22 protein-coding genes and 6 tRNA genes are annotated in these 23,624 nt (G+C 33.2%); 14 read left to right on the top strand and 14 right to left on the bottom strand.

Features of this window, described 5'->3' with window-relative positions:
* Positions 1-77 precede the first annotated feature (77 nt).
* Positions 78-410 carry a single-stranded DNA-binding protein gene (locus ACFFGA_RS01915; protein ID WP_386058851.1) on the top strand — a complete coding sequence of 111 codons (333 nt, stop codon included), beginning with the start codon at positions 78-80 and terminating at the stop codon, positions 408-410.
* A gap of 325 nt (positions 411-735) precedes the next feature.
* On the opposite strand, the gene ACFFGA_RS01910 is transcribed toward ACFFGA_RS01915, so the two are convergent.
* Positions 736-1,260 carry a ferritin gene (locus tag ACFFGA_RS01910; RefSeq protein WP_386058848.1) on the bottom strand — a complete coding sequence of 175 codons (525 nt, stop codon included), beginning with the start codon at positions 1,258-1,260 and terminating at the stop codon, positions 736-738.
* 951 nt (positions 1,261-2,211) lie between these two features.
* Between ACFFGA_RS01910 and ACFFGA_RS01905 the strand changes: the two genes are divergently transcribed.
* The 8 genes from ACFFGA_RS01905 to ACFFGA_RS01870 all read left to right on the top strand — a co-directional run bounded on the left by ACFFGA_RS01905 (position 2,212) and on the right by ACFFGA_RS01870 (position 5,507).
* Positions 2,212-2,796: a tetratricopeptide repeat protein gene (locus tag ACFFGA_RS01905; RefSeq protein WP_386058845.1), complete on the top strand. Its 585-nt coding sequence runs from the start codon at positions 2,212-2,214 to the stop codon at positions 2,794-2,796.
* 54 nt (positions 2,797-2,850) lie between these two features.
* Positions 2,851-2,933, top strand: a tRNA-Tyr gene (locus ACFFGA_RS01900).
* Positions 2,934-3,114: 181 nt separating this feature from the next.
* A tRNA-Glu gene (locus ACFFGA_RS01895) sits at positions 3,115-3,187 on the top strand.
* Positions 3,188-3,273: 86 nt separating this feature from the next.
* Positions 3,274-3,347: transfer RNA gene (locus ACFFGA_RS01890), tRNA-Leu, on the top strand.
* Positions 3,348-3,351: 4 nt separating this feature from the next.
* Positions 3,352-3,425 (top strand) — tRNA-Leu (locus ACFFGA_RS01885).
* Between the two features lie 89 nt (positions 3,426-3,514).
* Positions 3,515-3,587 (top strand) — tRNA-Phe (locus ACFFGA_RS01880).
* A gap of 206 nt (positions 3,588-3,793) precedes the next feature.
* Positions 3,794-3,864, top strand: a tRNA-OTHER gene (locus ACFFGA_RS01875).
* A 545-nt stretch (positions 3,865-4,409) separates the two neighbouring features.
* Positions 4,410-5,507 (top strand): slipin family protein, encoded by a 1,098-nt coding sequence (locus ACFFGA_RS01870; RefSeq protein WP_386058842.1) that lies wholly within the window; start codon positions 4,410-4,412, stop codon positions 5,505-5,507.
* Positions 5,508-5,564: 57 nt separating this feature from the next.
* On the opposite strand, the gene ACFFGA_RS01865 is transcribed toward ACFFGA_RS01870, so the two are convergent.
* From ACFFGA_RS01865 to ACFFGA_RS01835, 7 genes are all read right to left on the bottom strand, one after another.
* Complete coding sequence (locus ACFFGA_RS01865; RefSeq protein WP_386058839.1) at positions 5,565-6,113, bottom strand: YceI family protein; 549 nt, start codon at positions 6,111-6,113, stop codon at positions 5,565-5,567.
* Between the two features lie 6 nt (positions 6,114-6,119).
* Positions 6,120-6,482 carry a hypothetical protein gene (locus ACFFGA_RS01860; protein ID WP_386058837.1) on the bottom strand — a complete coding sequence of 121 codons (363 nt, stop codon included), beginning with the start codon at positions 6,480-6,482 and terminating at the stop codon, positions 6,120-6,122.
* 12 nt (positions 6,483-6,494) lie between these two features.
* Positions 6,495-7,349 (bottom strand): DUF5777 family beta-barrel protein, encoded by an 855-nt coding sequence (locus tag ACFFGA_RS01855; RefSeq protein ID WP_386058834.1) that lies wholly within the window; start codon positions 7,347-7,349, stop codon positions 6,495-6,497.
* A 55-nt stretch (positions 7,350-7,404) separates the two neighbouring features.
* A complete protein-coding gene (locus tag ACFFGA_RS01850; protein ID WP_386058831.1) occupies positions 7,405-8,154 on the bottom strand; it encodes a T9SS type A sorting domain-containing protein in 750 nt (249 codons plus the stop codon).
* Positions 8,155-8,170: 16 nt separating this feature from the next.
* A complete protein-coding gene (locus tag ACFFGA_RS01845) occupies positions 8,171-8,551 on the bottom strand; it encodes an OB-fold protein (RefSeq protein ID WP_386058829.1) in 381 nt (126 codons plus the stop codon).
* Between the two features lie 127 nt (positions 8,552-8,678).
* Entirely contained in the window at positions 8,679-9,173 is a 495-nt protein-coding gene (locus tag ACFFGA_RS01840) for a lipocalin family protein (protein ID WP_386058826.1), read from the bottom strand.
* Between the two features lie 26 nt (positions 9,174-9,199).
* Complete coding sequence (locus ACFFGA_RS01835; protein ID WP_386058823.1) at positions 9,200-10,270, bottom strand: hypothetical protein; 1,071 nt, start codon at positions 10,268-10,270, stop codon at positions 9,200-9,202.
* A 106-nt stretch (positions 10,271-10,376) separates the two neighbouring features.
* On the opposite strand from ACFFGA_RS01835, the gene ACFFGA_RS01830 reads away from it, so the two are divergent.
* From ACFFGA_RS01830 to ACFFGA_RS01820, 3 genes are all read left to right on the top strand, one after another.
* Positions 10,377-10,901: an RNA polymerase sigma factor gene (locus ACFFGA_RS01830; RefSeq protein WP_386058820.1), complete on the top strand. Its 525-nt coding sequence runs from the start codon at positions 10,377-10,379 to the stop codon at positions 10,899-10,901.
* 94 nt (positions 10,902-10,995) lie between these two features.
* Positions 10,996-11,907, top strand: coding sequence for a FecR family protein (locus ACFFGA_RS01825; protein WP_386058817.1), 912 nt, complete (start codon positions 10,996-10,998; stop codon positions 11,905-11,907).
* The gene (locus tag ACFFGA_RS01820; protein WP_386058814.1) at positions 11,891-14,185 is read left to right on the top strand and encodes a TonB-dependent receptor plug domain-containing protein; all 2,295 of its coding nucleotides are present in this window, start codon (positions 11,891-11,893) and stop codon (positions 14,183-14,185) included. Before ACFFGA_RS01825 ends, ACFFGA_RS01820 begins: the two co-directional genes overlap by 17 nt.
* Positions 14,186-14,188: 3 nt before the next feature.
* Here ACFFGA_RS01820 and ACFFGA_RS01815 read toward each other — a convergent pair whose 3' ends face one another.
* The 3 genes from ACFFGA_RS01815 to metG form a co-directional block, all read right to left on the bottom strand.
* Positions 14,189-16,570, bottom strand: a complete 2,382-nt coding sequence (locus ACFFGA_RS01815; RefSeq protein WP_386058812.1) for a hypothetical protein — start codon at positions 16,568-16,570, stop codon at positions 14,189-14,191.
* 130 nt (positions 16,571-16,700) lie between these two features.
* On the bottom strand, positions 16,701-18,140 hold the full coding sequence (locus tag ACFFGA_RS01810) for a hypothetical protein (RefSeq protein WP_386058809.1): 1,440 nt from the start codon (positions 18,138-18,140) through the stop codon (positions 16,701-16,703).
* 1 nt (position 18,141) lies between these two features.
* Entirely contained in the window at positions 18,142-20,202 is a 2,061-nt protein-coding gene (gene metG, locus ACFFGA_RS01805) for a methionine--tRNA ligase (RefSeq protein WP_386058806.1), read from the bottom strand.
* Between the two features lie 84 nt (positions 20,203-20,286).
* Here metG and ACFFGA_RS01800 point away from each other — a divergent pair, with 84 nt between their 5' ends.
* Positions 20,287-21,312, top strand: coding sequence for a S66 peptidase family protein (locus ACFFGA_RS01800; RefSeq protein ID WP_386058803.1), 1,026 nt, complete (start codon positions 20,287-20,289; stop codon positions 21,310-21,312).
* A gap of 319 nt (positions 21,313-21,631) precedes the next feature.
* Positions 21,632-21,991, top strand: coding sequence for a YraN family protein (locus tag ACFFGA_RS01795; RefSeq protein WP_386058801.1), 360 nt, complete (start codon positions 21,632-21,634; stop codon positions 21,989-21,991).
* Here the strand turns inward: ACFFGA_RS01795 and ACFFGA_RS01790 are convergent.
* The 3 genes from ACFFGA_RS01790 to gmk form a co-directional block, all read right to left on the bottom strand.
* Positions 21,988-22,326 (bottom strand): hypothetical protein, encoded by a 339-nt coding sequence (locus ACFFGA_RS01790; protein WP_386058799.1) that lies wholly within the window; start codon positions 22,324-22,326, stop codon positions 21,988-21,990. The genes ACFFGA_RS01795 and ACFFGA_RS01790 overlap by 4 nt on opposite strands.
* 74 nt (positions 22,327-22,400) lie before the next feature.
* Positions 22,401-22,985, bottom strand: a complete 585-nt coding sequence (gene nadD / locus ACFFGA_RS01785; protein ID WP_386058796.1) for a nicotinate (nicotinamide) nucleotide adenylyltransferase — start codon at positions 22,983-22,985, stop codon at positions 22,401-22,403.
* A 47-nt stretch (positions 22,986-23,032) separates the two neighbouring features.
* On the bottom strand, positions 23,033-23,623 hold the full coding sequence (gene gmk / locus ACFFGA_RS01780; RefSeq protein ID WP_386058793.1) for a guanylate kinase: 591 nt from the start codon (positions 23,621-23,623) through the stop codon (positions 23,033-23,035).
* Position 23,624 lies beyond the last annotated feature (1 nt).

Genomic DNA, 23,624 nt, shown 5'->3' with positions numbered 1-23,624 from the left:
AAGCTGTACAATCTTTGCAGTGTCGAAACATAAGAACTCGATAGTATTAACTGTTTAACATTAAAAATTTAGAACACATGAACACATTAAGAAACAAAGTACAGTTGATTGGTAACTTAGGTAATGACCCAGAAATTATCAATTTAGAATCAGGTAAAACCTTGGCAAAATTTACATTGGCAACAAACGAAAGCTATAAAAATTCACAAGGCGAAAAAGTAACAGATACCCAATGGCACAATATTGTAGCTTGGGGAAAAACAGCACAAATTGTAGAAAAATATGTAGCTAAAGGCAAAGAAGTGGCTATAGAAGGTAAACTTACAACACGCTCTTGGGAAGATAAAGACGGCATGAAACGTTACATCACCGAAGTAGTTTGTAGCGAGCTATTAATGCTTGGCAAATAACATCAAATATTAATAATGCATTAAAAAAAGAGCAACCCACTGGGTTGCTCTTTTTTTATAATTAATTTTAAGCTACTTTTTTAAGAAGATCAAAGCAAGGACATTTTTTACAACGCTTGTTTTCTGCCTTTTTATACTTTTTACAACACTTGGATTTTACTTTGCCCAAAGCATCATAACCAGAAGTTTCAAGAACTTTAATTCGTTCCTTTTTAAGCTTTTTGTTTTTCTTTTTTTTGCCCATTTGCAGTTCCCTATGGATTGGGATCTTTAAATTCGGCAACAAAAATAGTTATTTTTATTAATTCTAAATAAACTTTAACACTTAAATTCCAGCTCCAGGTGTCTGAGCAGCAGAGCTTACCGTAAGTTGTTGTATATCTCTATCAAACAAATACAGTCCACCTTTGTCGTCTCCAATCATGTTTATTTTATCAAGGATGGTTCTTGCCATGGCTTCCTCTTCAATTTGCTCGGCAACATACCATTGCAAGAAGTTGTGAGTAGCATAGTCTCTTTCCTCAAGTGAAATATGAACAAGCTCGTTGATGCTTTCGGAAACAAAAACCTCGTGTTCTAATAGTTTTTCAAACATTTCTTTAAAAGACGTAAACGTAACATTTGGTGCATTAAGCTCGGATATTTGCGCATGGCCTCCACGCTCGTTAATAAACTTCACCAATTTTAGCATATGTTCGCGTTCTTCATCAGATTGGTCGTACATAAAGTTTGAAATACCTTCTAAGCCTTTAACTTCTGCCCAAACAGCCATGGCAAGATATACCTGAGACGATTCGGCTTCTATACGTATCTGCTTGTTTAATGCAGCTTCTATTGATTTTGATAACATAATTCCTTTTTTACCAAAGATACAGACAATCAGCTTTATTCTAAAACTATTCAAAGCGCGATGTTGCCTATAGATCGTAATTCAGATTTAATCTAATTTGAGTCAGAATTTTGATTTTACCCATATTTTATAGCATATTTGCAACACTAATGAGAAAAACAATAGTACATAGAGCACCAAAATCACTGATGTGTCAGTGGGATTATCGTGGAAATAGTTTTGAATTATTTCAACGACAAGGACGTTATGTATCTATTTTTAATCATTAATTGTATATGATTTAAACACAAAAACTATACATAGATACAAGCGTCCAAGAAATTGGACGCTTTTTTTGTGAAACTCGGTTTTGAAAAGTCTTTATAGACGACTTCAAAATGCAAGTTGAACAAATCCCGCTGAAAAGCGGGATCTAAACAACATAATTTGAAAGAAAACAAAAATGAATTAAAAAAATTTTCATAATAATTGAAACTAGACTTTAAAAACTAAAATAACACGTATTGAAGACTAAGCAATTGGGAGACAGACGCTTGCCAAAAACCTTCAAACATCTGCATAAAGCGGACAGGAATTTCCTTGCTTAAAAACAATGTAATTAATTGAAAATCAATAAATTAAATTGATTTTTTATTTGGAAGTTTCAAAAATTACATTTTATATTTGCACCGCAGAATTAAACAATTCGCAAAAACATTATTAATAAAAACAAGAAGCCATGCTAAAGCATATAGTAGCATTTCAAAATTTAAGTTATGACCTCGAGTCATTTACAAGGCTTCGGTATTTTCTGTAGATAATTTATTTCCCAGAGAAGAATCCGAAGCAAACAAACTGTTTCGGATTTTTTATTTCAAAAAATTTAAGAATACATCAATCTGAACAGTTTTAAGAGCATCACCAAATGGTGTTGCATTTTAAAACAGTAATAATCTATTGAATTAATATATCATGGAAAATAATTTACATAACATCCATTTGTTTAGAGCCATTGAAGCCTATCCATGGGAATTAGAAAGAGCAGTTGAGGCGTTGAATTATGCTTTATCCTACGACCCAGAAAATGTAAAAGCCTTGCATTTAATGGCAAAAGTGCACTACGAGCAATTAGGTGATAATGAAACGGCAAAAAAGTACTTTGAAACAGCTTTAGCGAGTCGATTGGACATACCAGATGTGTATCCGGATTACATACGGTTATTAATTAATAATCACGATTTTAAAGAAGCACAAAAACTAATTGATTTTGCCAAAACCGTAAAAGGAATTGATAGAGCAGGTATCGCTTTAACTCAAGGACAGTTATATGAAAGTATCGCTAAATACGAAGATGCTGAAAAAGTCCTTAAAGACGCAAAGCAACTAGCCCTAAATGATGATTTTATAAGTTTTGTTGATACTATTTTATCTCGAGTTAAAAAGAAGAGAAAGATTCAAACCAATGAAAATAGAATCATAGAAAATCAGGCTAAAAAAGAAGCCGAAACAGAAGCTAAAAACAGTTGGTTTCAGAATCGGTTAAATAATTTATTGTAATTAAAAAAGAAAGGAGAATTAACAAATCGGCAAGCTTCGGTTTGCCGATTTAATGGGAATTCGTCAGCGGTGGAGAGCTGAGACAGGCTGTAAATCTGTTACCTCTGGTTGAGTAAGTTCGAATCTTTCAATTCCCACAAATAGTATCGTAGCTCAATGGCTAGAGTGCTCGGTTGTCTCCCGAGAAACTTGTCCCGCAGTTGCGGGATCGGTACTGCGAAAACGGAGAGTAGGCAAATATTGGTTTGTTGCGCTTACCTGCTAAGTAAGTTTACCAATTTTGGTAATGAAGGTTCAATTCCTTTGCTCTCCGCTAATGCTCCGTTGGTCAAATGGTTTAAGACGCCTGACTTTCTATCAGGAATTAAGGGTTCAATTCCCTTACGGAGTACAAAATGAGGTATAGCTCAGTGGAAGAGCGTCACGCTTACATCGTGAAAGTCATCCCGCTGAATTGCGGGATTACCTTAACAATTTGCAGGAATGGTGGAATTGGCATACGCTCTTGTCTTAGAAACAAGGTTTTGAGAGTTCGAATCTCTCTTCCTGTACAATGCTCCACTAGCCCAATTGGGAGAGGTAACGGTCTTAAACGCCGAAAAGTCCAAGTTCGAATCTTGGGTGGAGTACAATAAACACAAAGTGTCTATAGTGTAATGGCTCGCACAAGAGGTATATCCTCTAAGATCAAGTTCGACTCTTGATAGACACTTAAACCGGAACAGTAGCAAAGTTGGTCAATGCACCAGATTGAAGATCTGGCGATATAGGTTCGAATCCTATCTGTTCCACAAATGAAATAGTTCGTTGAAAATATTCCTGCCTACGCAGGAAATGATATCAAGCTGGTCTTGTTGGGTGTTTCGGTATAGCACTATTGTATAATTCGTTGCAGAGATGCATTATGGTTTTATATACAACTAGACTTGAAGGATTGACTGTTATCCAAAAAATAGTCTCGACTCTATAGGTCGTGGGTTCGATTCCCACTCCCAGTGCATCTGGGATAGTTCAGTAGGTTAGAACAATAGATTGTTTTGTTGTCGGTTCGAGTCCGATCAAGATGTTCAGAATCTTGTAACTCAATTGGTAGAGTAGACACTGCACTTAAAATGCAGCTTTAGGGCAAAGGATGTCCACCAAAGCTTATCATCTTGTAAAACTGATAACCAAGCAGTCCGTCACACTGCTCAACAAAAATGACTAAAATAGTGGATTGTGAATTGGCTTTAGATTCCTGTTGAAGCCTGTCTTGAGCTAAGACGAAAGGCAGGAATGACAGTAAAGGAGCAATCTTAGATGTACCAGAACTACTGATTTGTAATTTCAAAAGTAGTTACTGCTTTGATAGAAAGTTTGAAAGACAAATCGATAAGATACCTTTTTCAGCAAAATGTCATTGCACTAATTGTGGATGGTTTTACTATGAGTATTTCCGTACGGAAGAGATGATTTGCAATCTGCTATTTTTTAAAAAGAAAATAGAATAAAAATATACTTTAAAAATTATTGAGCTCGTCAGTGATTTTTGAAGCTGGTAATCCGTCCGTTACAAGAATTACCAATCCGCCTTAATTGGCAAACACTAATGTTTAATTTTAAAAACAAAAACAATGTTACGAGTAAGAATTAATGCAGGAAAAGTAGGTTTAGTATTCAAAAGAGGAGATTACGTGAAGGTAATTACTCAAGGAGTACACTGGTTAGGACTCAATAAGCGTGTTTTAACGTATGATTTGAGTGCGATTTTCATAGCACCAGTAGCATTAGAAATCTTATTGAAAGATGAGGTTTTAGCTAATATGCTAGATGTTGTTGAGGTAAAGGACGGAGAAATCGTTTTTCTATACGAAAAGGGAAATTTTAAATCTGTTCTAACCGCTGGTCGTTATGTGTACTGGAAAGGACTAATTGAACGTGATTATGTACGTGTAGATTTAAGTAAAATTTACATTACAGAAAAATTAGACAAATCGCTATTTAGCAAATTAGAAGTGAATAAATACATCAGAACATTTGAAGTCGCAACTTACGAAAAAGCGGTGCTTTTAGTAGATGATGTATATACCAAAACTTTAGAAGGTGGTACATACCGTTTCTGGAGAAATGACACTACCATTAAAATTGCAAAAGCAGATTTACGTCAGTTGCAATTAGAAATTGCAGGACAAGAATTGTTAACTAAAGATAAGGCAGCAATCCGTATCAACTTTTACACACAGTACAAAGTTACAGACGTAGAAAAAGCGCTTTTAGATAACAAGGATTACGAAAAGCAATTATACATTACTATGCAATTGGTATTGCGTGCATATGTTGGTGCTTACACTTTAGATGAATTGTTAGAACGTAAAGAAAATATTGCTGAGGCTGTATTTGAAGACGTAAAAGCAAGTGCAACTAAATTAGGTGTAACCGTACTAAACTGCGGTATTAGAGATGTGATTTTAACTGGTGAAATGAAAGATATCATGAACCAGGTATTAGTCGCTCAAAAGAAAGCACAAGCTAATGTTATTATGAGACGTGAGGAAACAGCTTCTACACGTAGCTTGCTAAATACGGCAAAGTTGATGGAAGAGAATGACATGCTGTACAAGCTAAAGGAGATGGAATATGTTGAAAAAATCGCTGAGAAAATTGGCGAAATCACAGTCTCAGGTAATGGAAATATGGTAACACAATTAAAGGAGATTTTCTCTGGAAAATAAGTGGGTGAAAAAAAAGCGCAAGTCATTGACTTGCGCTTTTGATTTTAGACTAAAATTCTATTTTTTAACCAATTCAAAATTAAAACTTATTGAAACTTCGTTTGATAATTTATTGGCAACAATCTTGGGTATTTCAATATCAAAATCTGATACCAATACTTTAAAACTTCCAGTTATAATAATGTTGTTGTCTTCAACTTTAATAGTTAGCGGAATATCATCAATTTGTTTCGTAACTCCATGAAATGTTAATGAGCCATCAATAGAAGTAGAGCTATTACTTTCACCTAAAGCATCTAAACTAAAGCCTTCTATACTCCCTTTAAAAGTCGCTTTTGGGTACTTATGGGACTCAGCATAATTTTCATTAAAATGCTCTTCCATTAAAGCATTTTTAAACCTAAAGGCTTTCACTAAAGCCAATGCTGCAAAGTCTCCATTTTCAGTATTTAAGATTGCTGTAACCGATTCATTTTTTGCTGCAACTTCTTCAAATGAAGGCACTGAAGCTTCGAATGAAAGTGTTCCGGTTTTAGTTAGATATTTGGTTTGTCCTATGGCACTTATACTAAGTGATATAAGCAATAAAAATGTGATCTTTTTCATAATAGTTTAATTTTCTAATAAGCCTTCGGTTTCCCATTGAATTACGAGATCTATTAAATTTTGTGGTAATCTTGGTCCACCAAAAGGCATACCAAATCCAGGATCGGTTGATGATATTCTGTTAATTAAGCCTCTGTTTTCAACAGCGTTTTTTACATCTTCATAAGTTGTTAGAGACATTGGTGCTCCGTTTACAGGTGGATTGCTGTGGCAACCAATACAATTGTTGTCTATAATCGATTTTATGTTGTCATCATAAGTCACAAAATCTTCGATTATAGCGTCTTCAGTCAGGTCGTCTTCGCTATTATAAGAACAGCTAAATAGCAATGAGATGACCAAAATAGATATCAAATATTTATATTTCATAATCATAAACTTTTAAAATACACGACTTAAGTTAAACCCAAAATAGATGTTACCATCACTCCAATCTCCTGTGGCTTGTCCCAAAAATCCGTTGGTATTCATAGCCTGTGCATTAGAGAAGTGCATTTGGAATACGTGACCACCAGTCTCTAAATCAAAACCAATGGATAGCGGATTTTTAAATGGCGAGTTATCCGCTCTATTTAAATGCCAACCATAATCTAAGTTTATAGACCAACGTTTTCCTAGTTTTTGCCTGCCTCCAAGTCCAATGGCATATTGTGAGTTGTGCTGTTCATCGTAAGGCACAAAGTTGTCGTGAAAAAAAGTAGGAGCTATTTCTAACGACAAATTTGTATTCACTTTTTTAGATATCAGCAATTGAATTGTATAACCAAGCCGATCACTAAATTCTAATTTTGGTAAATTTTCTTTTTCTAAAGCTGTATTTATTAAAATAGAATTATAACCAACAATGGTAAATGGAAAGCCATTTTCTTGCTGTCTTGCTAGTCTGTATTTTGCAGAAGCTTCATATATTTTTTGAAACGAACTACGAGATACACCAATATTTATAGCATCTGTTAAACCGTAAACAAAGTTGAGTCGTGTTACGGCATCATCGAGTCCAAAAAAACTATCAAAACCATTTTCTATGCTTCCAAAACGGTGCGAAACGATAAGGGTTAATTCTTTTTTTGCAACGAGTTTTGTAGATTCAAAATTCACGATTTTCAAACCTTTAAAAGCTGCTGTAGCATAGTAGTCACCAACCGAATCCGTATCAATTTCGCTCAACAAATCATCTTCTTGAGCAGTTGAAATTAGGCATGACAGTAACAGTATGATTATATATGTATATCTCATTTCTTTAAAAATTTAAGATGTATTACGGTTTTTCTCGTATGGTTAGAGCAAGTGCTTATTGTTTTATAAACCGTTTGGTTTGATCTCCATATTCCGAAGATATTTTAACCAAATACAAACCACTATCCCAATTGGTAACATCTATTTGCGATAGATTATTAGACGCTATAGATTGAACAAAAACTTGTTTTCCTAATAAGTTGAATACTTCTAAAGTGCCATCTGTAATTACAGATTTAAATTCTATGTTTAAGGTTGCATTTGACGGATTAGGATACAATCTTAAATTACTGCCTTGTTCAAAATCATCAATGCCAAGTGTACTCCAAAATGCTACACCGTATTGTGTGCCGTCTCCAGTATATTCAAAAGGTGGAGCAACACTTACAAACGTACCAGCATCCCACACACCAGCTCCAACAGCTATAGATTCTCTTTGGTGGCCTGAATTTCCCCATTGTAAATAATCTATCATATCACTAGAAGCTCCAAAATTACTTGAGGTATAAAGCCCAAATTCTCCATCGGCTACACCAAAATTGATAGAACTTCCTATGTTTACTTCTTCTCCTGGTCCTAAATTAGCAACACCAGTCATTGAGCTCACCTGAGCATAAGCCGGAAAATTACAAAACCAATAACCAGAAATCGTTGCGTTTGCATCTCCAAAGTTTTTGAGTGTAACAGAATTCGTCGATGGATCTAATTTTAATATTCTAACATTTTCTTGAGCACCTATATTCGATGTGCAGAAAATGGCAAAGATGGCTATTAGCAACACCTTTAATGTGTATTGTTTTTTCATAGTAATTGGTTTTTAGTTAATTAATAATTGTGCATTGGTCCAGTTTTACTTGTTCTAGTAAATCATCGTAACCAATAACACGTCCTTTTATTTTTAATTTTGAATTATCCTTTATGGAAGGCTCTACAGCTTCAGAAAACTGACAAAACACTTTATCATCTAAAGTAATGTTGTTGGTGTTTATTTCTGAAATCAATCCGGAGACTTCAATCGTTTTATTTAAATAGGTTTGTTCTGAGGCTAATAGGTTTTCAGAAAACTGAACCGCTATTTCATTTGAGGTTAATACAAATTCTGCTTTTTCATTTTCAATAGATCTATGATCTTGATAGATATAGTTATAGCCAACAATAGCAGCGACTATGATAATACCGAAAATGACTATTCTTTTAAGCATTTTTAAAAATTTAAGTTAAAATGGCCTCAAGGCTTCGAGGCAAAGAAGCCATTTTTTGCTATTAACTAATGCGTATTCTGAGTGTGTGAAAACACATCTATTAAAGAGGGAAATTTTTCTTTTTCATTTAATTCTTAGTAAACACTAAGGTGTCGGTTCCTCCGTTTCCGCCACTTATGTCAATGAGATTTATTGTAGTATCACTATGGGTAACAATATCCCAGTCGTCATTTAAATCTTCAAAATCATCTGTATCTGGAACAGGGAAGAAGATATTGAAATCAATATCGCTATCACTACTGCTACCATCGTCGTCACTACTGTTACTATTACTGCCTGTTACAGACCAAGTGCCTGTGTAAGTGGTAGTACCATTTGTAGCTGTTAAAGTTCCGTCTGGTGAAAATGTAAAGTTATAACCGTTAAAGTCATTGGTTTCATCATCTCCAGAATCCACATAACTTGTAACGCGCCAAGTGCCGGATTCTACTGCGCTTTCAATTTGGGCAATTTCTTGTGCGTTGTTATTTGAACCACTTCCGTCATCGTCTGATGAACACATGGAAGAGAGTAGTGAAAAACTCAGTGTGAGTATTAAGCCATAAATCAATTTATTTTTCATAATTAAAGTGTTTTTTGAGTTTTATATTAATTACAGTCATTTTCGTATCGTAGTCTATCATCGTCTCCTACTCTTAAATCTATTTTGGTTTCGTCAGAACAGTTTTCGATTTCATGCAAAATCCAATTATTATTACATAGCGGTAGGGAAGGCACATCAATAATAACTTCTAAATTATTACCTGTACCACTAGTACTCCAAGTGCCATAAACTGTTGTAGTATTCCAATAGACGGATAAGGTGCCATTGGCAAAAAAGTTAAATTCATAGTCCTCGTAAACATCATCATAATTGTTGTCGTTTCGTCTTAACTTATCCACTTCCCAATTTGTACAACTGGTTAGTATAGCTTCTAATTGGGCAGGAGTGCAATTATCACAATCATCATCATTATAATCGTAATCATCATCTTCGTCACAGCTATCTATAGCATTTTCAATTGCAGTTTCCAGTTCGTTAAAATTATTAATGCTTATTTCGGAGCCATCATACAATATGATAGTGATGGGAAATTGAAAACTTGTAATATAATCCTCGTCGATATCATCAATAAACTGATAGAGTTGGCTATCGTTTTCTAATGTAATTGTATCTAATTGTTCGGTATTTGGGTTAAAAATTGAGACTTCAATTGGGTATTGAAAATCTATACATTCTATGTCGTCATCACTTACATTTTCACCATTGCAGTTATTACTGTAAGTATTAAATTCTGTAATATTATTTATGATAACTTCAGTGAAATCTGCCAAAATAATGGTAATAGGAAAGTTGATTTCAATGTTATATGTATCGGAATCAGATTGGTCCAAAATGCACTCAATTACGGCATAATCTTGTTGAGAATTCACAGTGATTTGTTCTCCATTTACAGTTATGGTATAAGGAAAAGCAATTCCAAAGCAGTTAGCGTTATCTACTATATTATCTAGAGAACCATCATTTGAGCTTGTTCTTTGCATTAAAATTGCAATGTTAGAATTTGCTTCAAGAACCTCTTCTTCTGGAGCTTGCTCAAATTCGGTTTCCTCCTTTCTACAAGATGTAAAAGCGAGTACAAAAATTAATAGTATTAAAGTGATGTTAGTCTTCATCATGGCTATGATTTGATTAGTGCCATTTAATATATAACAACTGAAGTTTAAAAACTACTGAACTTTTCTAAAAAAATATTTCAATACCTTTACATAAACTAGTAGAACTTTGCCAAAACATCTTACTGAAAATATCTGTGAAGAAGCAGCTTTTGAGCGTGTTTATAATAAATACTCGGAAGATGTACACAACTTTTTATATTATAAATATGGCTCTAAATATAATCCTAGAGACAAAGTGCAAGAAGCCTTTATAAAGTTATGGGACAATTGCAAACAGGTAACTTTTACTAAAGCAAAATCTTATTTATTCACTGTTGCCAATAATATGATGTTAAATGAGATTAAGCATGAAAAAGTGGTGCTTAAACACCAAAAGACAAAACCAAAACATTATACCAACGAAACACCAGAGTTTGTTTTAGAACAGGAAGAATATTTAGAAAAATACAATAAAGTACTTTCAAGTTTAAAAGAAGAACAACGTGTTGCATTTCTACTCAGTAAAGTTGAAGGAAAAAAGCACAGTGAAATAGCAGAGTTGTTAGGTGTTACTCAAAAAACAGTAGAGTATAGGATATATACTGCTTTTACAATTTTGAAAAATGAGTTGGAAGGATTTAAGATAAAGTAGCATACGAATAGAAATCGTTTGTCTTTAGCATCTTTTTAAATATTAATAAGGAGAAAAGAAATTTAAGTTGTTATATAATTAAGGTGAATAATTTATGACTGAGGACGATTTACTAAAAAAATGGCTTAACAATGACCTTACAGATGCTGAAAAAGAAGCATTTAGTAAGCGAAACGACTATGCTTTAAATCAAGATATCATTGATAAAGCACAATACTTTAAAGCTTCAAATTTTTCTAAAGCAGATGATTTTGAAACTTTTAAAGCCAAGTATAACGTAAGGTCATCCGTAAATCGCCTTAACTGGCTAAAACCTGTATTGCGCATTGCTGGTATTTTAGTGATAGGCTTAGCGGTTTACTTTACGATGTTTATAAACAACAGTCTAGTAGAAGAACGCACACTATTGGCTGAAAAGACAACCATTCATCTTCCAGATGTATCAAAAGTAACTTTAAATGCAGATTCTGAAATCACCTATGACAAGGACACTTGGTTTGATGCACGACAATTAAATCTTAAAGGAGAAGCCTATTTTAAAGTTGCCAAGGGTAAAACCTTTGATGTTATTACAAAAAACGGAACCGTCACTGTAGTTGGTACAGAATTTAATGTAAAGTCAAGAACCAATTATTTTGAAGTACAATGCTATGAAGGTATTGTAAAAGTGACTTCAGATACTATTGTAAGACAATTATTGGCAGGTGATACGTTTCGCGTTTTAAATAATAGTTTTACTGAAAATAAAACGGACGATACTGCTCCACAATGGACAAATAATAGAAGCAGTTTTAAATCTGTTCCACTGCGTATAGTTGTTGAGGAACTAGAGCGTCAATATAATGTAAAAGTAATATTAAAGGACGTTGATGACACAAGACAATTTTCGGGTGGATTTGCCCATAATAATCTAGAAAATGCCCTTTTTGCTATAACACAACCAATGAATTTAACGTTTGAAATTAGTTCATCCAAGCAAGTACTAATTCATGGCAATAAAAACTAAGCAGTATATAACAATACTACTTTTGTGCTTTATCTTTTCTCTTGATGCCTATGCGCAGGAGACAAAAAAAGAATTGCCTTTATCCAAAATTCTTTTAACACTCCAAGACCGTTTTAAGCTTCAGTTCAACTATGCAGAAGATGCTATTTCTGAAATAAAAATTATAGCTCCTACAACAGACCTTTCGCTTAATGAAACCTTAATTTATTTAGAAGCAAAAACCAATTTTTCATTTACATTGACCGATGATAATATCGTTTTGGTTATTTCAAAGGCACCAGATTATGCGCTTCAACACCTGGCAAAAGTTGTAGTCTCTGGTTATATTGTAAAAGGAATTAACAAGTTAAATAATGGTACGTTTGAAATCGATATTTCGGATTTTGATATTCTTCCAGGCTTAATTGATACGGATGTTTTACAAGCAGTTCAGGCTTTTCCTGGTATAAAAAGCATTAACGAAACGGTTTCTAATATAAATATACGAGGTGGTTCCCACGATCAGAATTTAATCCTTTGGGATAATATTAAAATGTACCAATCTGGTCACTTTTTTGGACTTATTTCTATGTTCAATCCGCAAATTACACAACGTGTGGCGCTAACAAAAAATGGTTCGGGTACTGAGTTTACAGATGGAGTTTCAGGGACAATTGCCATGGAAACCGATAACGCTATCAACTCAACATTTAAAGGAAATATTGGTGTCAATTTTATCGATGCTAATGGCTTTGCAGATATTCCTTTGAGTGAAAAATCATCATTGCAAATTGCAGCTAGGACATCTATTAGTGATTTCACGGAAACACCTACCTATAATAACTTTTTTGAACGTATTTCTCAAGATACTGAAGTAGAAAACAATACTATGGATATTGTAAATAGTGATAAGGAATTTAATTTTTATGATGCATCGCTACGTTGGATTTACCAAATCAATCCCAAGGAAAAGCTTCAGGTTAACTTCATTAATGTCGCCAACAAATTGGTTTTCAATGAAAATGTGATGAGCAATTTGGTTAATGATTCAAGGGAAAGTAGTCTTACACAGAATAGTATTGCAGGAGCTATTAAATACTCAAGAATTTGGAACAGCAAATGGCAAACAATTTTTGAAGGTTACGAAACGGATTATAAGCTAAAATCCGTTAATGCCAATATCCTCGAATCGCAACGTTTTCTACAGGAAAATATAGTATCAGAAACCAGTTTAAAGCTAAAAGCAAATTATAAGATAAATGATAGATTGCAGTTATTGAATGGCTACCATTTTGTGGAAACTGAAGTCACCAATTTAGACGATGTGGACAATCCATTGTTTCGATTATTGGTGTCTGAAGTTGTAAGAACACATGGTGTTTTTTCAGAATTAAATTATAAATCTAAAGATCGAAACACAAACCTAACAACTGGATTACGGTTTAACTACATTGGTAAATTTGATAAGCACATTTTAGAACCAAGATTGAGTTTTTCACATAAATTTCTCAACTACCTTACAGTTGAGGTTTTGGGAGAATTAAAACATCAAAACACCTCTCAGGTTATTAATTTTCAGAATGATTTTTTGGGCATTGAAAAGCGCAGATGGCAATTGTCTAACGCTAATGATATTCCTGTAATAAGAAGTCAGCAGGCTTCCGTTGGACTAACTTATAATAAAAGTGGTTGGTTGATTAGTGCAGAAGCATACTATAAAAAAGTAAAAGGAATTACGACACAAAGTCAAGGGTTTCAAAATCAATATGAATTTGAAAAAGCCAGCGGATCTAACGAGGTTAAAGGTGTCGATTTTATAATGAGAAAACAACTCAATAACTTTAATTCTTGGTTAAGCTACTCGTTTATGAATAGCAACTATAGTTTTAAGGACTTGCCGAATAAAACCTTTCCAAGTAATTTTGATATTAGACATGCTTTTACACTTGGTACTAATTATACTTCCAAAAGGTTAAAACTTTCAGCAGGTTTAAACTGGAATTCTGGCAGACCAACAACATCTCCAGTAACTGGCAATGAAATAGTTAATGATGAAATTAACTACGCAGCGACCAATTCTGACAACTTACAAGACTACTTTAGAGTAGATGTTTCTGCCTTGTACGATTTTAATTTAACAAACAAAACTAAAGCCAACTTGGGAGTTTCCGTTTGGAATCTTTTAGACAGAAATAACGTTGTTAATAGTTTCTATCGTATTAATAACGGAGAAGTTATTGAGGTAAAACAGTACTCTTTAGGGATTACTCCAAACGTGGTTTTTAGGGTTAGTTTTTAAAGTCTAGTTTAGTGAGACATTTTTCTCTTCAATTATAAAAGAGCCGTCATTTGCTATACCTTCAATATAAAGCTTAACTGCAGTTTTTGGTTTGGCTATTTTTAGAGTTACATTACCGTTAGTATTTGTAATAAGTTTAGGCTCCCATGCTATGGTACCATAGCTTTTATAAAAATTATCATGGTAATATTTGTATTTAGGCGTATAGAATTTTTTATCAGCACTAAAAGTTAATGGGAGTTTGTATGTTTGGGTTGTTTTGTTGTCGTAACGATTAACGTCTACTTCATCTTTAGTATAAATTTTCACCATTCCATTAGGGCTTCTAAACCCATCATCTACACCAAATCTATTAAACTCTATAGACTCAATGTCGGATAAATACATTCCTTGTAAAAGTCCAACATCAGTTAATAATACGTCATTCAAAAAATAATTAATGCTAAAACGTTCAATTTTAAGCGAGGAATCATTAGTACTTTTATATCTCACATTCTCGTTATATATTCTGTCGTTGATATACTCTAACAAATTAACGTATTGTTTGTTGTCTTGTTGATCTATAACCGTAATTTTTCCAAATTTGCCAACATTCAATTCGTTTTGTTTATACCTTTTCTCTAACATAGAGTTGGCTAAAACTGTTACCTCTTCCAGTTCTTCGGCATCGTCTGGGATATTAATTTTATTAGAGCTTCGTTTTGCTACTGCAATTTTTTGTTTTTCATAAGCTGGCATTTCTTTTTTTAAACTCTTAAATTGAGGAATGTCATTTGGAAAAAACTGGAGATATAATGACGCAGGTTTTATACCTTCATCTGTAGTTATTTTAGAGAGATAGATTGAAGGTGTTCCTTCGGGAAATAAATTTTCAATTACAAAACTATTTCCTCCTTTTTCAACTGTAAAAACTCTTGGGTCTTCGTTTTTTATAGCATGCATTATAAAATTTGTACTCAATTCTTCATCTATATCTTTAGAGGTTAAATTGGCTTTTATGGTAATACCTTGTTCAAAAGGGTATTTTATGTTTTGCGTATTTTGAAAAATATCCTCCCAACTATAACTACTCCATCCTTGCGTTATTAATAAATTATCGAGTTCATATTGTTTTTTGCTATCTACATCGGTAAAGTAATATTTAGCTTGTTCAATCATGCCGTTAACATATGGCTCTAAATAGGTATAAGAAATAATGTTATGATGACTGTTATACGACTTAGTATCTTCGGGTAAAACAGAAATGCTAATAGCATTATTAAAATTAGGATTTACAGCCTTAAAATTGAGGTTGATGACTGTGGAATCCTTTTGTTTTTCTGTAGTGATTGTGCTAGGTTCTAAGTGGTTAATTCCTTCGTAATTAAAAAATAGACGTTCTGCTATTGGCTTATCATTTTCATTAAACAAGGTGAGAATGTTAATACCAGTAGCCGTATTACCATTGTCAATTACCTTTGTTATTTCTGTATTGTCTGTGAAGTAAACATCCATAATTTCGTATTGGGATCCATTATGAATCATTAAAGTGTGTCTTTTGTTTTTAATAGACTCTAAAGTTTCCGCATTAGTTTTTATAGATATATAGACTTTTGATTTCAGTTTTGTTACTGATAGAACAATACCTTTGGTTTCAATATTTTGGTTGAGCTCAAAACTCAAATTTTCATCATTATGACTGATTTTTACAGTATAAGTGTTCTCTGTTTTTGGTAGTAACTGAAATTTCCCAATACCAAACTGATTGGTTTCAAAAGAAGAAATTGTGTTATTGTTATTATCTACCACTTCGCCTTTTGCATAAGGAATACCATAACCAAGATGATCTTTTATGGTTACACCAACGACATTAATAATACCGTTGAGTAGATGTCCACTTTCGGGAAGAAATTGCGCATCAATGTTAGTGTCATTGGGTTCGGTTTTAATTTTCTTCACGTCTTTTAAATCAATAATTCGTATAGATTCTGAAAAATAGTTTTTCTCATTAAAATTTCGCATCCAATTGGTATAGGCTTTTATGGTGTAAAATCCTGAATTAAAGGTGGTATCTATTTCAAAAGTGTTAGTAGCGACACCATCAAAGACTTTTATTAATTTTTGCTTTATTACCTTTTGGTTTTTATCCTCTATACTCACATAAAGGTTTGTTGTCAGTAGAGATGGTTTTTTGTCCTTTTTGTCTAAAACATAGGCAGTAAAACCAATGTCTTCTCCACCAATATAAGTAGACTTATTAAGATGCATATAAACGACTTCTCTAGCTGCATGCATATAGGTTTGGTATGCGTCTATAAGCTTGGAGTCTTCTTGTGCATTAGAGGGAATAACGCAGAATAAAAAAAGAATAATAAACTTTGAATATAGAGAGTGGAACATTTTCATAGGTGCCAGTTTTTGAAATATAAATTTATCAAAAATTGCGCTATAATACTGTTAATTTAGCTGTGGGTTTAGTAAAGAATACTAAAATTTAACTTGAAAATTCTGATTTAGCTATGAAAAGTATAAATAACTAATCCATTTTAATGTACTTGTAAAGTCCAGTTTCTTTTTCAAAATAACCTAAGATGTACTTTTCTTTTATTTTAAAAACTGACTTATGTTTAAATTTTATGTCTGTATTATTATCTACATAGGCTTTGATTTTATCAAAACCATTTTCTGGTATGGTACCGTCAATACTATTAAAATCTTCATCAAACAGACATTCTATTCTAGTAGATTTAGTGTGTGTATATGAATAGTAAGAGGGCGTTAAGATTGCAGTTGTAATTCCAAATGCCAAACCTCCAAAAAAGCCACTTACAAAAGCAAATTGGTTAGACATTTCTACGGTTTTGCTACAACCAATAGTTATTATATAACTGTCGTTTTGTTTGTAGGCAAATAAGCCAGCGTTAGAGTTAGATACTTTTCTGAGAAATTGCTTTGTCCTCTCTAACTCCCTGTAATTATCAAACTCACCACCTTCAAGAATTATTGGCGAATTTTTAAATGCTATAGAGTCGTTTTCAGTAATTGTAATAGATTTAATTAACGATTTAGAATGGATATCATATATCGAAAAATCTAATTTTTCTTTTGATGCATACAAATTGAAAAAATAATCATCCAACACAAAAGAATTGGACTTGCTACCTCTATCTTTTTTATCGAATGCGGCTTTAGAAAACTCAGTATAATCTGAAGTTTTATTGTCGAGATCTATAGACAATAAAATTGTAGAAATATCATAAGTATCATTGGTTAATATGAGTTTGTTTCCGTCCAAAAACAATTTATTTTTTTTAGAAGAAGACTCTAATGATCCTGGCTCGTTGTTTTCAATTAATGAAGCTTTAGACTCATCGTAACCACCATCTAAAAGCTGATTTAAAGTAATATCAAAACCTCTTGGTGAGGTAAATTTAATATGAGAAAAATCAAATACATCTTCAGTAACCTCATTATGATTGATAAGCTTGTAAAGCTTTAATTTTGAGGATCTTTTAAGAGAGGTTAAAATATAGATATGTGATTTGTACTCTAGAGAACCAATCAATGATTCTGTGTTAGGAATAGCATTTATTTTATCCGTAAACTCAAAACCGGAAGTACTAAAATTAATAGTTAGTGCACTAAACTTTGTGCCGTAGTCATTCTGAAAAAATAGCGTGTAGTCATTACCGTTTATTGATGCTCCTAGATAATTGTTTTTATATTTAGGAAGTGCATTTGCACTAAAGGTATTTAATAATTCACCTTCTTTGCTATGAAGATATGCTGCAAAGTGCTTAAAGTATTTAAAAAATGTAACAAACTCACCAGACTCTTCATTAACAACTTGAAAAACTTGCTGAAAATTTTTATCTCCAGAACGATCTTTGGTATCAATAGAAATCCACTCGGATTGCGCATCTACACGATTAATAGAATAACAAATAATAATTAGTGCTATTGCTATAAACCTCATTCTAGCTGATCCTTAAACCATTTTGTACTTCATCCTTATCAGGATTTACAAATACCAAGTTACCACCTTCGTCTTCTGTCATTAAAATCATGCCTTGACTCTCAACTCCACGCAAAGCTCTTGGAGATAGATTAACTAAAACCGTAATACGTTTACCAATAACATCTTCAGGAGAAAAGCTCTCTGCTATACCAGATACAATAGTTCGTGTGTCAATTCCAGTATCTACTTTTAAGACTAAAAGCTTTTTTGTTTTTGGCATTTTTTCAGCTTCGAGAATAGTACCAACACGTATATCTAATTTAGAAAAATCATCAAAAGTGATTTCTTCTTTTTGTGGTTCTACAGTTTTCTTAGCTGCTTCGTTTGCTTTTTTGCTCGCTTCCAGTTTTTCTAATTGTTTCTGAATTTCAGAATCTTCAATTTTTGAAAACAATAACTCTGCTTTTCCTATTTTATGTTCAGCAGGAAGTAAAATGTCTTTTGTTGAAACATCTTCCCAAGTAGATTGAGCTTCAAGATTAGAATGACAAAGAATAGATTTTAACTTGGTTGACGTAAACGGTAAAAAAGGTTCAGCTAAAACCGCTAAAGCAGATGCAATTTGTAATGCGACAAACATTACTGTTTTTGTTCGTGCTTCATCTGTTTTGATGGTTTTCCAAGGTTCTTCGTCAGCCAAATACTTATTACCGAGTCTGGCTAAATTCATTAATTCTTGGCTGGCTTCTCTAAATCGATAACGTTCAATAGAGCTAGAAATTACAGCAGGATATGCTTTTAAAGCAGCTAGTGTTTCTTCGTCTATTGCTGCGTATTCTGATGGATTTGGTACAATACCATCATAATATTTGTTGGTTAAAACCACCACACGATTGATGAAGTTACCAAAAATAGCAACCAATTCGTTATTGTTTCTAGCTTGGAAATCTTTCCAGGTAAAATCATTATCCTTAGTTTCTGGCGCATTGGCCGTTAAAGCATAACGCAACACATCTTGCTGATTTGGAAAATCTTCTAAATACTCTGGTAACCAAACAGCCCAGTTTTTTGACGTTGATAATTTTTGACCTTCTAGATTCAAAAATTCATTTGCTGGTACATTCTCTGGTAAAATATAAGATCCTTCTGCTTTTAACATCGATGGGAAAATAATACAGTGAAATACAATGTTGTCCTTACCTATAAAGTGAACCAACTTGGTGTTTTCATCTTTCCAATAGTCTTCCCAGTTTTTTCCTTCACGTGCAGCCCATTCTTTGGTAGCAGAAATGTAGCCAATTGGCGCATCAAACCAAACATAAAGTACTTTGCCTTCTCCTCCTTCAACAGGTACGGGAATTCCCCAATCTAAATCTCTAGTTACTGCTCGAGGACGTAAACCATCGTCTATCCAAGATTTTACTTGACCATAAACATTTGGCTTCCAATCTTTTTTATGACCTTTTAAAATCCACTCTTTTAAGAACGCTTCATGCTTATTTAAAGGTAAAAACCAGTGTTTGGTTTCCTTTAGAGTTGGTGCATTTCCTGTTATTGCCGATTTAGGATTTATTAAATCCGTAGCATTATGGCTTGTTCCACAGTTTTCGCACTGGTCTCCATAAGCTTCTTCATAGCCACATTTAGGGCAGGTGCCAACAACAAAGCGATCGGCCAAAAACTGATTAGCTTCTTCGTCATATAATTGTTCAGAAACTTCTTCTACAAATTCGTTTTTATTATACAATTCTAAAAAGAATTCTGAAGCTGTATCGTGATGAATTTTAGCTGAGGTACGCGAATAATTGTCTAAAGAAATACCAAAGTCTTCAAACGATTTTTTAATGATAGCATGATACTTATCTACAATATCTTGAGGTGTAACACCTTCTTTTTTTGCCTTAATCGTAATAGGTACTCCATGCTCATCACTACCACAAATAAATGCAACGTCGTTACCTAATAATCTTAAATATCTCGAATATATATCTGCAGGTACATAAACACCAGCCAAATGCCCAATATGAATTGGCCCATTTGTGTATGGTAATGCTGCTGTAATAGTATATCTTTTTGACATGCTTTCTTATTTTTTCAAGGGACAAAAGTACACAATATAAAGGCTAATTAGAAAAATAATGTAAATTTACAGAAAGCACTTTTTATGATTTTGAGATACCATTTATTATATACATTATTTAGCCTTGTTTTAAGTGTGAATATTGCCCTAAATGCTCAAAATAAAATAGATAATTCTACTAAAATGACATCAGAACTAATTCAACCACCATATCTTAAAGCAGGTGATACTGTAGCCATTGTTGCTCCTTCAGGGATTCTAAAAAACAGAGAGCGCGAAGTGCAACAGGCAGTAGATTTGCTAAAAAGTTGGGGTTTACATGCTGTTGTTGGGAAACATGTATTTAGTAAAGCAGATCATTTTGCTGGTACAGATGATGAACGTTGTGAAGATTTGCAAAAAGCAATGGATGACCCAAAGATTAGTGCCATTTGGTGTGCAAGAGGTGGTTATGGAACAGTGCGAATATTAGATAGATTAGATTATACTAAGTTTAGAGAAAAACCAAAATGGATTATTGGCTATAGTGACATTACAGCTTTGCATAACCAAGTCCATAATGAAGGTTTTGAGTCCTTGCATGCGCTGATGTGTGTGAGTTTAACAAAGGATTTAAGTGAAATTCAAAGTACAGTAGATACGTTTAAATCGGCTCTATTTGGAAGTCCTGAAAACTATGATTTAGAAGGCTCAAGTTATAATAGGGAAGGTGAGGCTAAAGGTCAGCTTATTGGTGGTAATTTAACTATGCTTCATACGATGTTGGGTTCTAAGGAAAGTATTGATACTTCTGGGAAAATTCTGTTTATAGAAGAAATTGGAGAATACAAATATCATATTGATAGAATGCTGCAAAGCATGAAACGCGCAGGTTATTTCGATAATTGTAGTGGATTGGTTGTTGGTGATATGTCTAAGCTGAGAAAAAACACAACACTTTGGGGAACTTCGGTTGAACAGCTAATTCTAGATGCTTTAGAGGATTATGATTTCCCAATTGCTTTTAATATGCCTGCAGGACATGAAATGGATAATCGTGCTTTGGTTTTGGGAAGGACTGTTGATTTGAAGGTAGAAAAGGGGAAGACTTCATTAGTTTTTGAGAAATAAAAAGGCTTTCTACGATCTCACAAAAGAGGAACCCAACCAGCTTGTTGAAAAAATCAATCAAGAGATTGAAAATGACTTAAATCAAAATAAAGCTAAAAATATTACTAGGTACTTTTCAGGTAAAGACTCAATACGTGTAACAATAAGGTATTGGTAGAAAAAGCTCTTGATGCGATTGTAGATGTACACAACTGCTATAAAAAGTTTGCAGTTTTAACGTAGCAAGAAGCAATTGCTTATATTGATGCTAATTATAAAGCTTAACTAAAATAAATATGTTATGCAGGATAAATGAGATTCCTGCTTTAGCAGAAACAATATGGCACAACACAATGAACTTGGTAAAAAAGGAGAGCAGCTTGCTGTAGATTTTCTATTAAAAAACGACTACGATATAGTTGAGCGCAACTATAGATTTGATAAAGCTGAGGTAGATATTATTGCTCAAAAGAAAGATGTTCTGGCAGTAATTGAGGTAAAAACGCGTTCAACACTAGATTTCGGGAATCCACAAGATTTTGTAAAGCCTAAGCAAATAAAAAATTTGGTGAAAGCAGTAGATGAATATGTTACCGAAAACGACTTAGATGTTGAAGTTCGTTTTGATATTATTGCAATTGTAAAATTAAAACAAGGATTTGAAATAGAGCATTTAGAAAATGCCTTTTATCATTTTTAGAGGTAAATGTTAGTAACAACAATTAAAAGGCTGTAAAACATAACATTCACAATTTTATCCTTAGCATTTAAAGATAAAAATCTTTTAAACTCAACTTTAAGAACTTTATAAGATAAAATGGCACCTGTAAAAAGCACACCCAATCCAATAAACCAATATAGAGACTGAGGGTAAGGTAATGTAGCATTTGTAATTAAAAAAATCACCAATAAAACACCAGTAATTAACACACGTTTTTCGTTTTTGGCGTCTAAGTTGTTTCTAAGCACAATAGTTTTGGTTTTTGATACAATGAGGGCAATAATTAGCGTCAAAAAAACTATGGTAAATGTCATTTTTTCTTAAAGTTTTAAGTCAGTATAAATGTAAATATTCTATTTGCAAAAATAAAAGCATAGGGGAAATAACTTCAAAAATGTTTATAAAAATTCATTTCGTCTATATAATTCCACACATTATCGGATAGCATAGGTCTTACGTTTCTTCCGTCTTTAATTTCTTGTCTTATAAACGTAGAAGACAGCTCCATTATTGGCGCAGAAATGTTAAAAATTTTAGGGTGATTGTTAAATTTTGTTTCCACCTTACCTTCAGACAATCTTGGGTAAACGTAAATGTTATGATTTTCTAGAATAATCTCATAATTTTTCCATTTGTGAAAAGTCTTTAAGTTGTCTTCTCCCATGATTAAAGAAAATTCGTGCTCGGGAAACTTTTCGCCTAAATAAGTTAAAGTGTCTATGGTATAATTGGGTTGCTTTAGACCAAACTCAATATCAGATGGTCTTAATTTTGTATAGTCTTTAGTTGCTCTATATACCATCTCTAAACGCTGATGGTTATCAAGCAAACTACTTTTTTTCTTAAATGGGCTTAAAGGAGTAACAACAAACCAAACTTGGTCAAGGTCACTATGTTCTGCTAAGTGGTTGGCAATGGTTAAGTGTCCTACATGGATTGGGTTAAAGGTGCCAAAGTATAAACCTATTTTCATTTTATGCTGAATTTACATGTGCTGAATTTATTTCAGTATTTCAGTATCTATTCTTTTACAAACTCAGAAACCAAATTATACGCATTCTCTAGTGCTTCATCTAAGTTAGAGTTAACCACAATAACATCAAAGAGTGGTGCTGTAGCCAATTCAGCTGGTGCTTTTGCTACACGCATGCTAATTTTCTCTTCACTTTCTTCGCCTCTCTCTTTTAATCGCCTTACGAGTTCGTTTAAATCGGGTGGCTTAACAAAAACAGCAAGGGTTTGTTCTGGGAATTTTCGTTTTATACGTAAACCTCCAGAGACATCAATATCAAAAATGACATGTTTCCCTTTTGCCCAAATACGCTCAACTTCGGTTTTTAAAGTACCGTAAAAATTATCTCTATAGACTTCTTCCCATTCTAAAAACGCATCTTTTTTAATCTTGTCTTTAAATTCTTTTAGTGAGAGATAATAATAATCTTTACCGTGTACCTCATTGCCACGCTTTTCTCTAGAAGTTGCAGATATTGAAAACTCTAAGTTGAGTTCTTCTTGTTTTAGTAAGTGACGAACAATGGTTGTTTTGCCAGAACCTGATGGCGCTGAAAATACAATGAGTTTGCCTTGTTTTTTGTTTTTTAAGTCTGACACG

This window comes from Winogradskyella pulchriflava (genome assembly GCF_042434315.1).
Taxonomy (GTDB): domain Bacteria; phylum Bacteroidota; class Bacteroidia; order Flavobacteriales; family Flavobacteriaceae; genus Winogradskyella; species Winogradskyella pulchriflava.
Note: the sequence above shows the minus strand (reverse complement) of the source record. Positions and strands in the feature narration are given on the sequence as shown.

What these genes read in the sequence shown, in the direction of transcription:
- ACFFGA_RS01835 (WP_386058823.1), bottom strand. Translation starts at nt 10,270, where the DNA reads ATGATGAAGACTAACATCACTTTAATACTATTAATTTTTGTACTCGCT.
- metG (WP_386058806.1), bottom strand. Translation starts at nt 20,202, where the DNA reads ATGTCAAAAAGATATACTATTACAGCAGCATTACCATACACAAATGGG.
- ACFFGA_RS01865 (WP_386058839.1), bottom strand. Translation starts at nt 6,113, where the DNA reads ATGAAAAAGATCACATTTTTATTGCTTATATCACTTAGTATAAGTGCC.
- ACFFGA_RS01910 (WP_386058848.1), bottom strand. Translation starts at nt 1,260, where the DNA reads ATGTTATCAAAATCAATAGAAGCTGCATTAAACAAGCAGATACGTATA.
- ACFFGA_RS01825 (WP_386058817.1), top strand. Translation starts at nt 10,996, where the DNA reads ATGACTGAGGACGATTTACTAAAAAAATGGCTTAACAATGACCTTACA.
- ACFFGA_RS01845 (WP_386058829.1), bottom strand. Translation starts at nt 8,551, where the DNA reads ATGCTTAAAAGAATAGTCATTTTCGGTATTATCATAGTCGCTGCTATT.
- ACFFGA_RS01815 (WP_386058812.1), bottom strand. Translation starts at nt 16,570, where the DNA reads ATGAAAATGTTCCACTCTCTATATTCAAAGTTTATTATTCTTTTTTTA.
- ACFFGA_RS01855 (WP_386058834.1), bottom strand. Translation starts at nt 7,349, where the DNA reads ATGAGATATACATATATAATCATACTGTTACTGTCATGCCTAATTTCA.
- ACFFGA_RS01905 (WP_386058845.1), top strand. Translation starts at nt 2,212, where the DNA reads ATGGAAAATAATTTACATAACATCCATTTGTTTAGAGCCATTGAAGCC.
- ACFFGA_RS01820 (WP_386058814.1), top strand. Translation starts at nt 11,891, where the DNA reads ATGGCAATAAAAACTAAGCAGTATATAACAATACTACTTTTGTGCTTT.
- ACFFGA_RS01915 (WP_386058851.1), top strand. Translation starts at nt 78, where the DNA reads ATGAACACATTAAGAAACAAAGTACAGTTGATTGGTAACTTAGGTAAT.
- ACFFGA_RS01790 (WP_386058799.1), bottom strand. Translation starts at nt 22,326, where the DNA reads ATGACATTTACCATAGTTTTTTTGACGCTAATTATTGCCCTCATTGTA.
- ACFFGA_RS01870 (WP_386058842.1), top strand. Translation starts at nt 4,410, where the DNA reads ATGTTACGAGTAAGAATTAATGCAGGAAAAGTAGGTTTAGTATTCAAA.
- ACFFGA_RS01800 (WP_386058803.1), top strand. Translation starts at nt 20,287, where the DNA reads ATGATTTTGAGATACCATTTATTATATACATTATTTAGCCTTGTTTTA.
- ACFFGA_RS01795 (WP_386058801.1), top strand. Translation starts at nt 21,632, where the DNA reads ATGGCACAACACAATGAACTTGGTAAAAAAGGAGAGCAGCTTGCTGTA.
- ACFFGA_RS01810 (WP_386058809.1), bottom strand. Translation starts at nt 18,140, where the DNA reads ATGAGGTTTATAGCAATAGCACTAATTATTATTTGTTATTCTATTAAT.
- nadD (WP_386058796.1), bottom strand. Translation starts at nt 22,985, where the DNA reads ATGAAAATAGGTTTATACTTTGGCACCTTTAACCCAATCCATGTAGGA.
- ACFFGA_RS01840 (WP_386058826.1), bottom strand. Translation starts at nt 9,173, where the DNA reads ATGAAAAATAAATTGATTTATGGCTTAATACTCACACTGAGTTTTTCA.
- ACFFGA_RS01860 (WP_386058837.1), bottom strand. Translation starts at nt 6,482, where the DNA reads ATGAAATATAAATATTTGATATCTATTTTGGTCATCTCATTGCTATTT.
- ACFFGA_RS01850 (WP_386058831.1), bottom strand. Translation starts at nt 8,154, where the DNA reads ATGAAAAAACAATACACATTAAAGGTGTTGCTAATAGCCATCTTTGCC.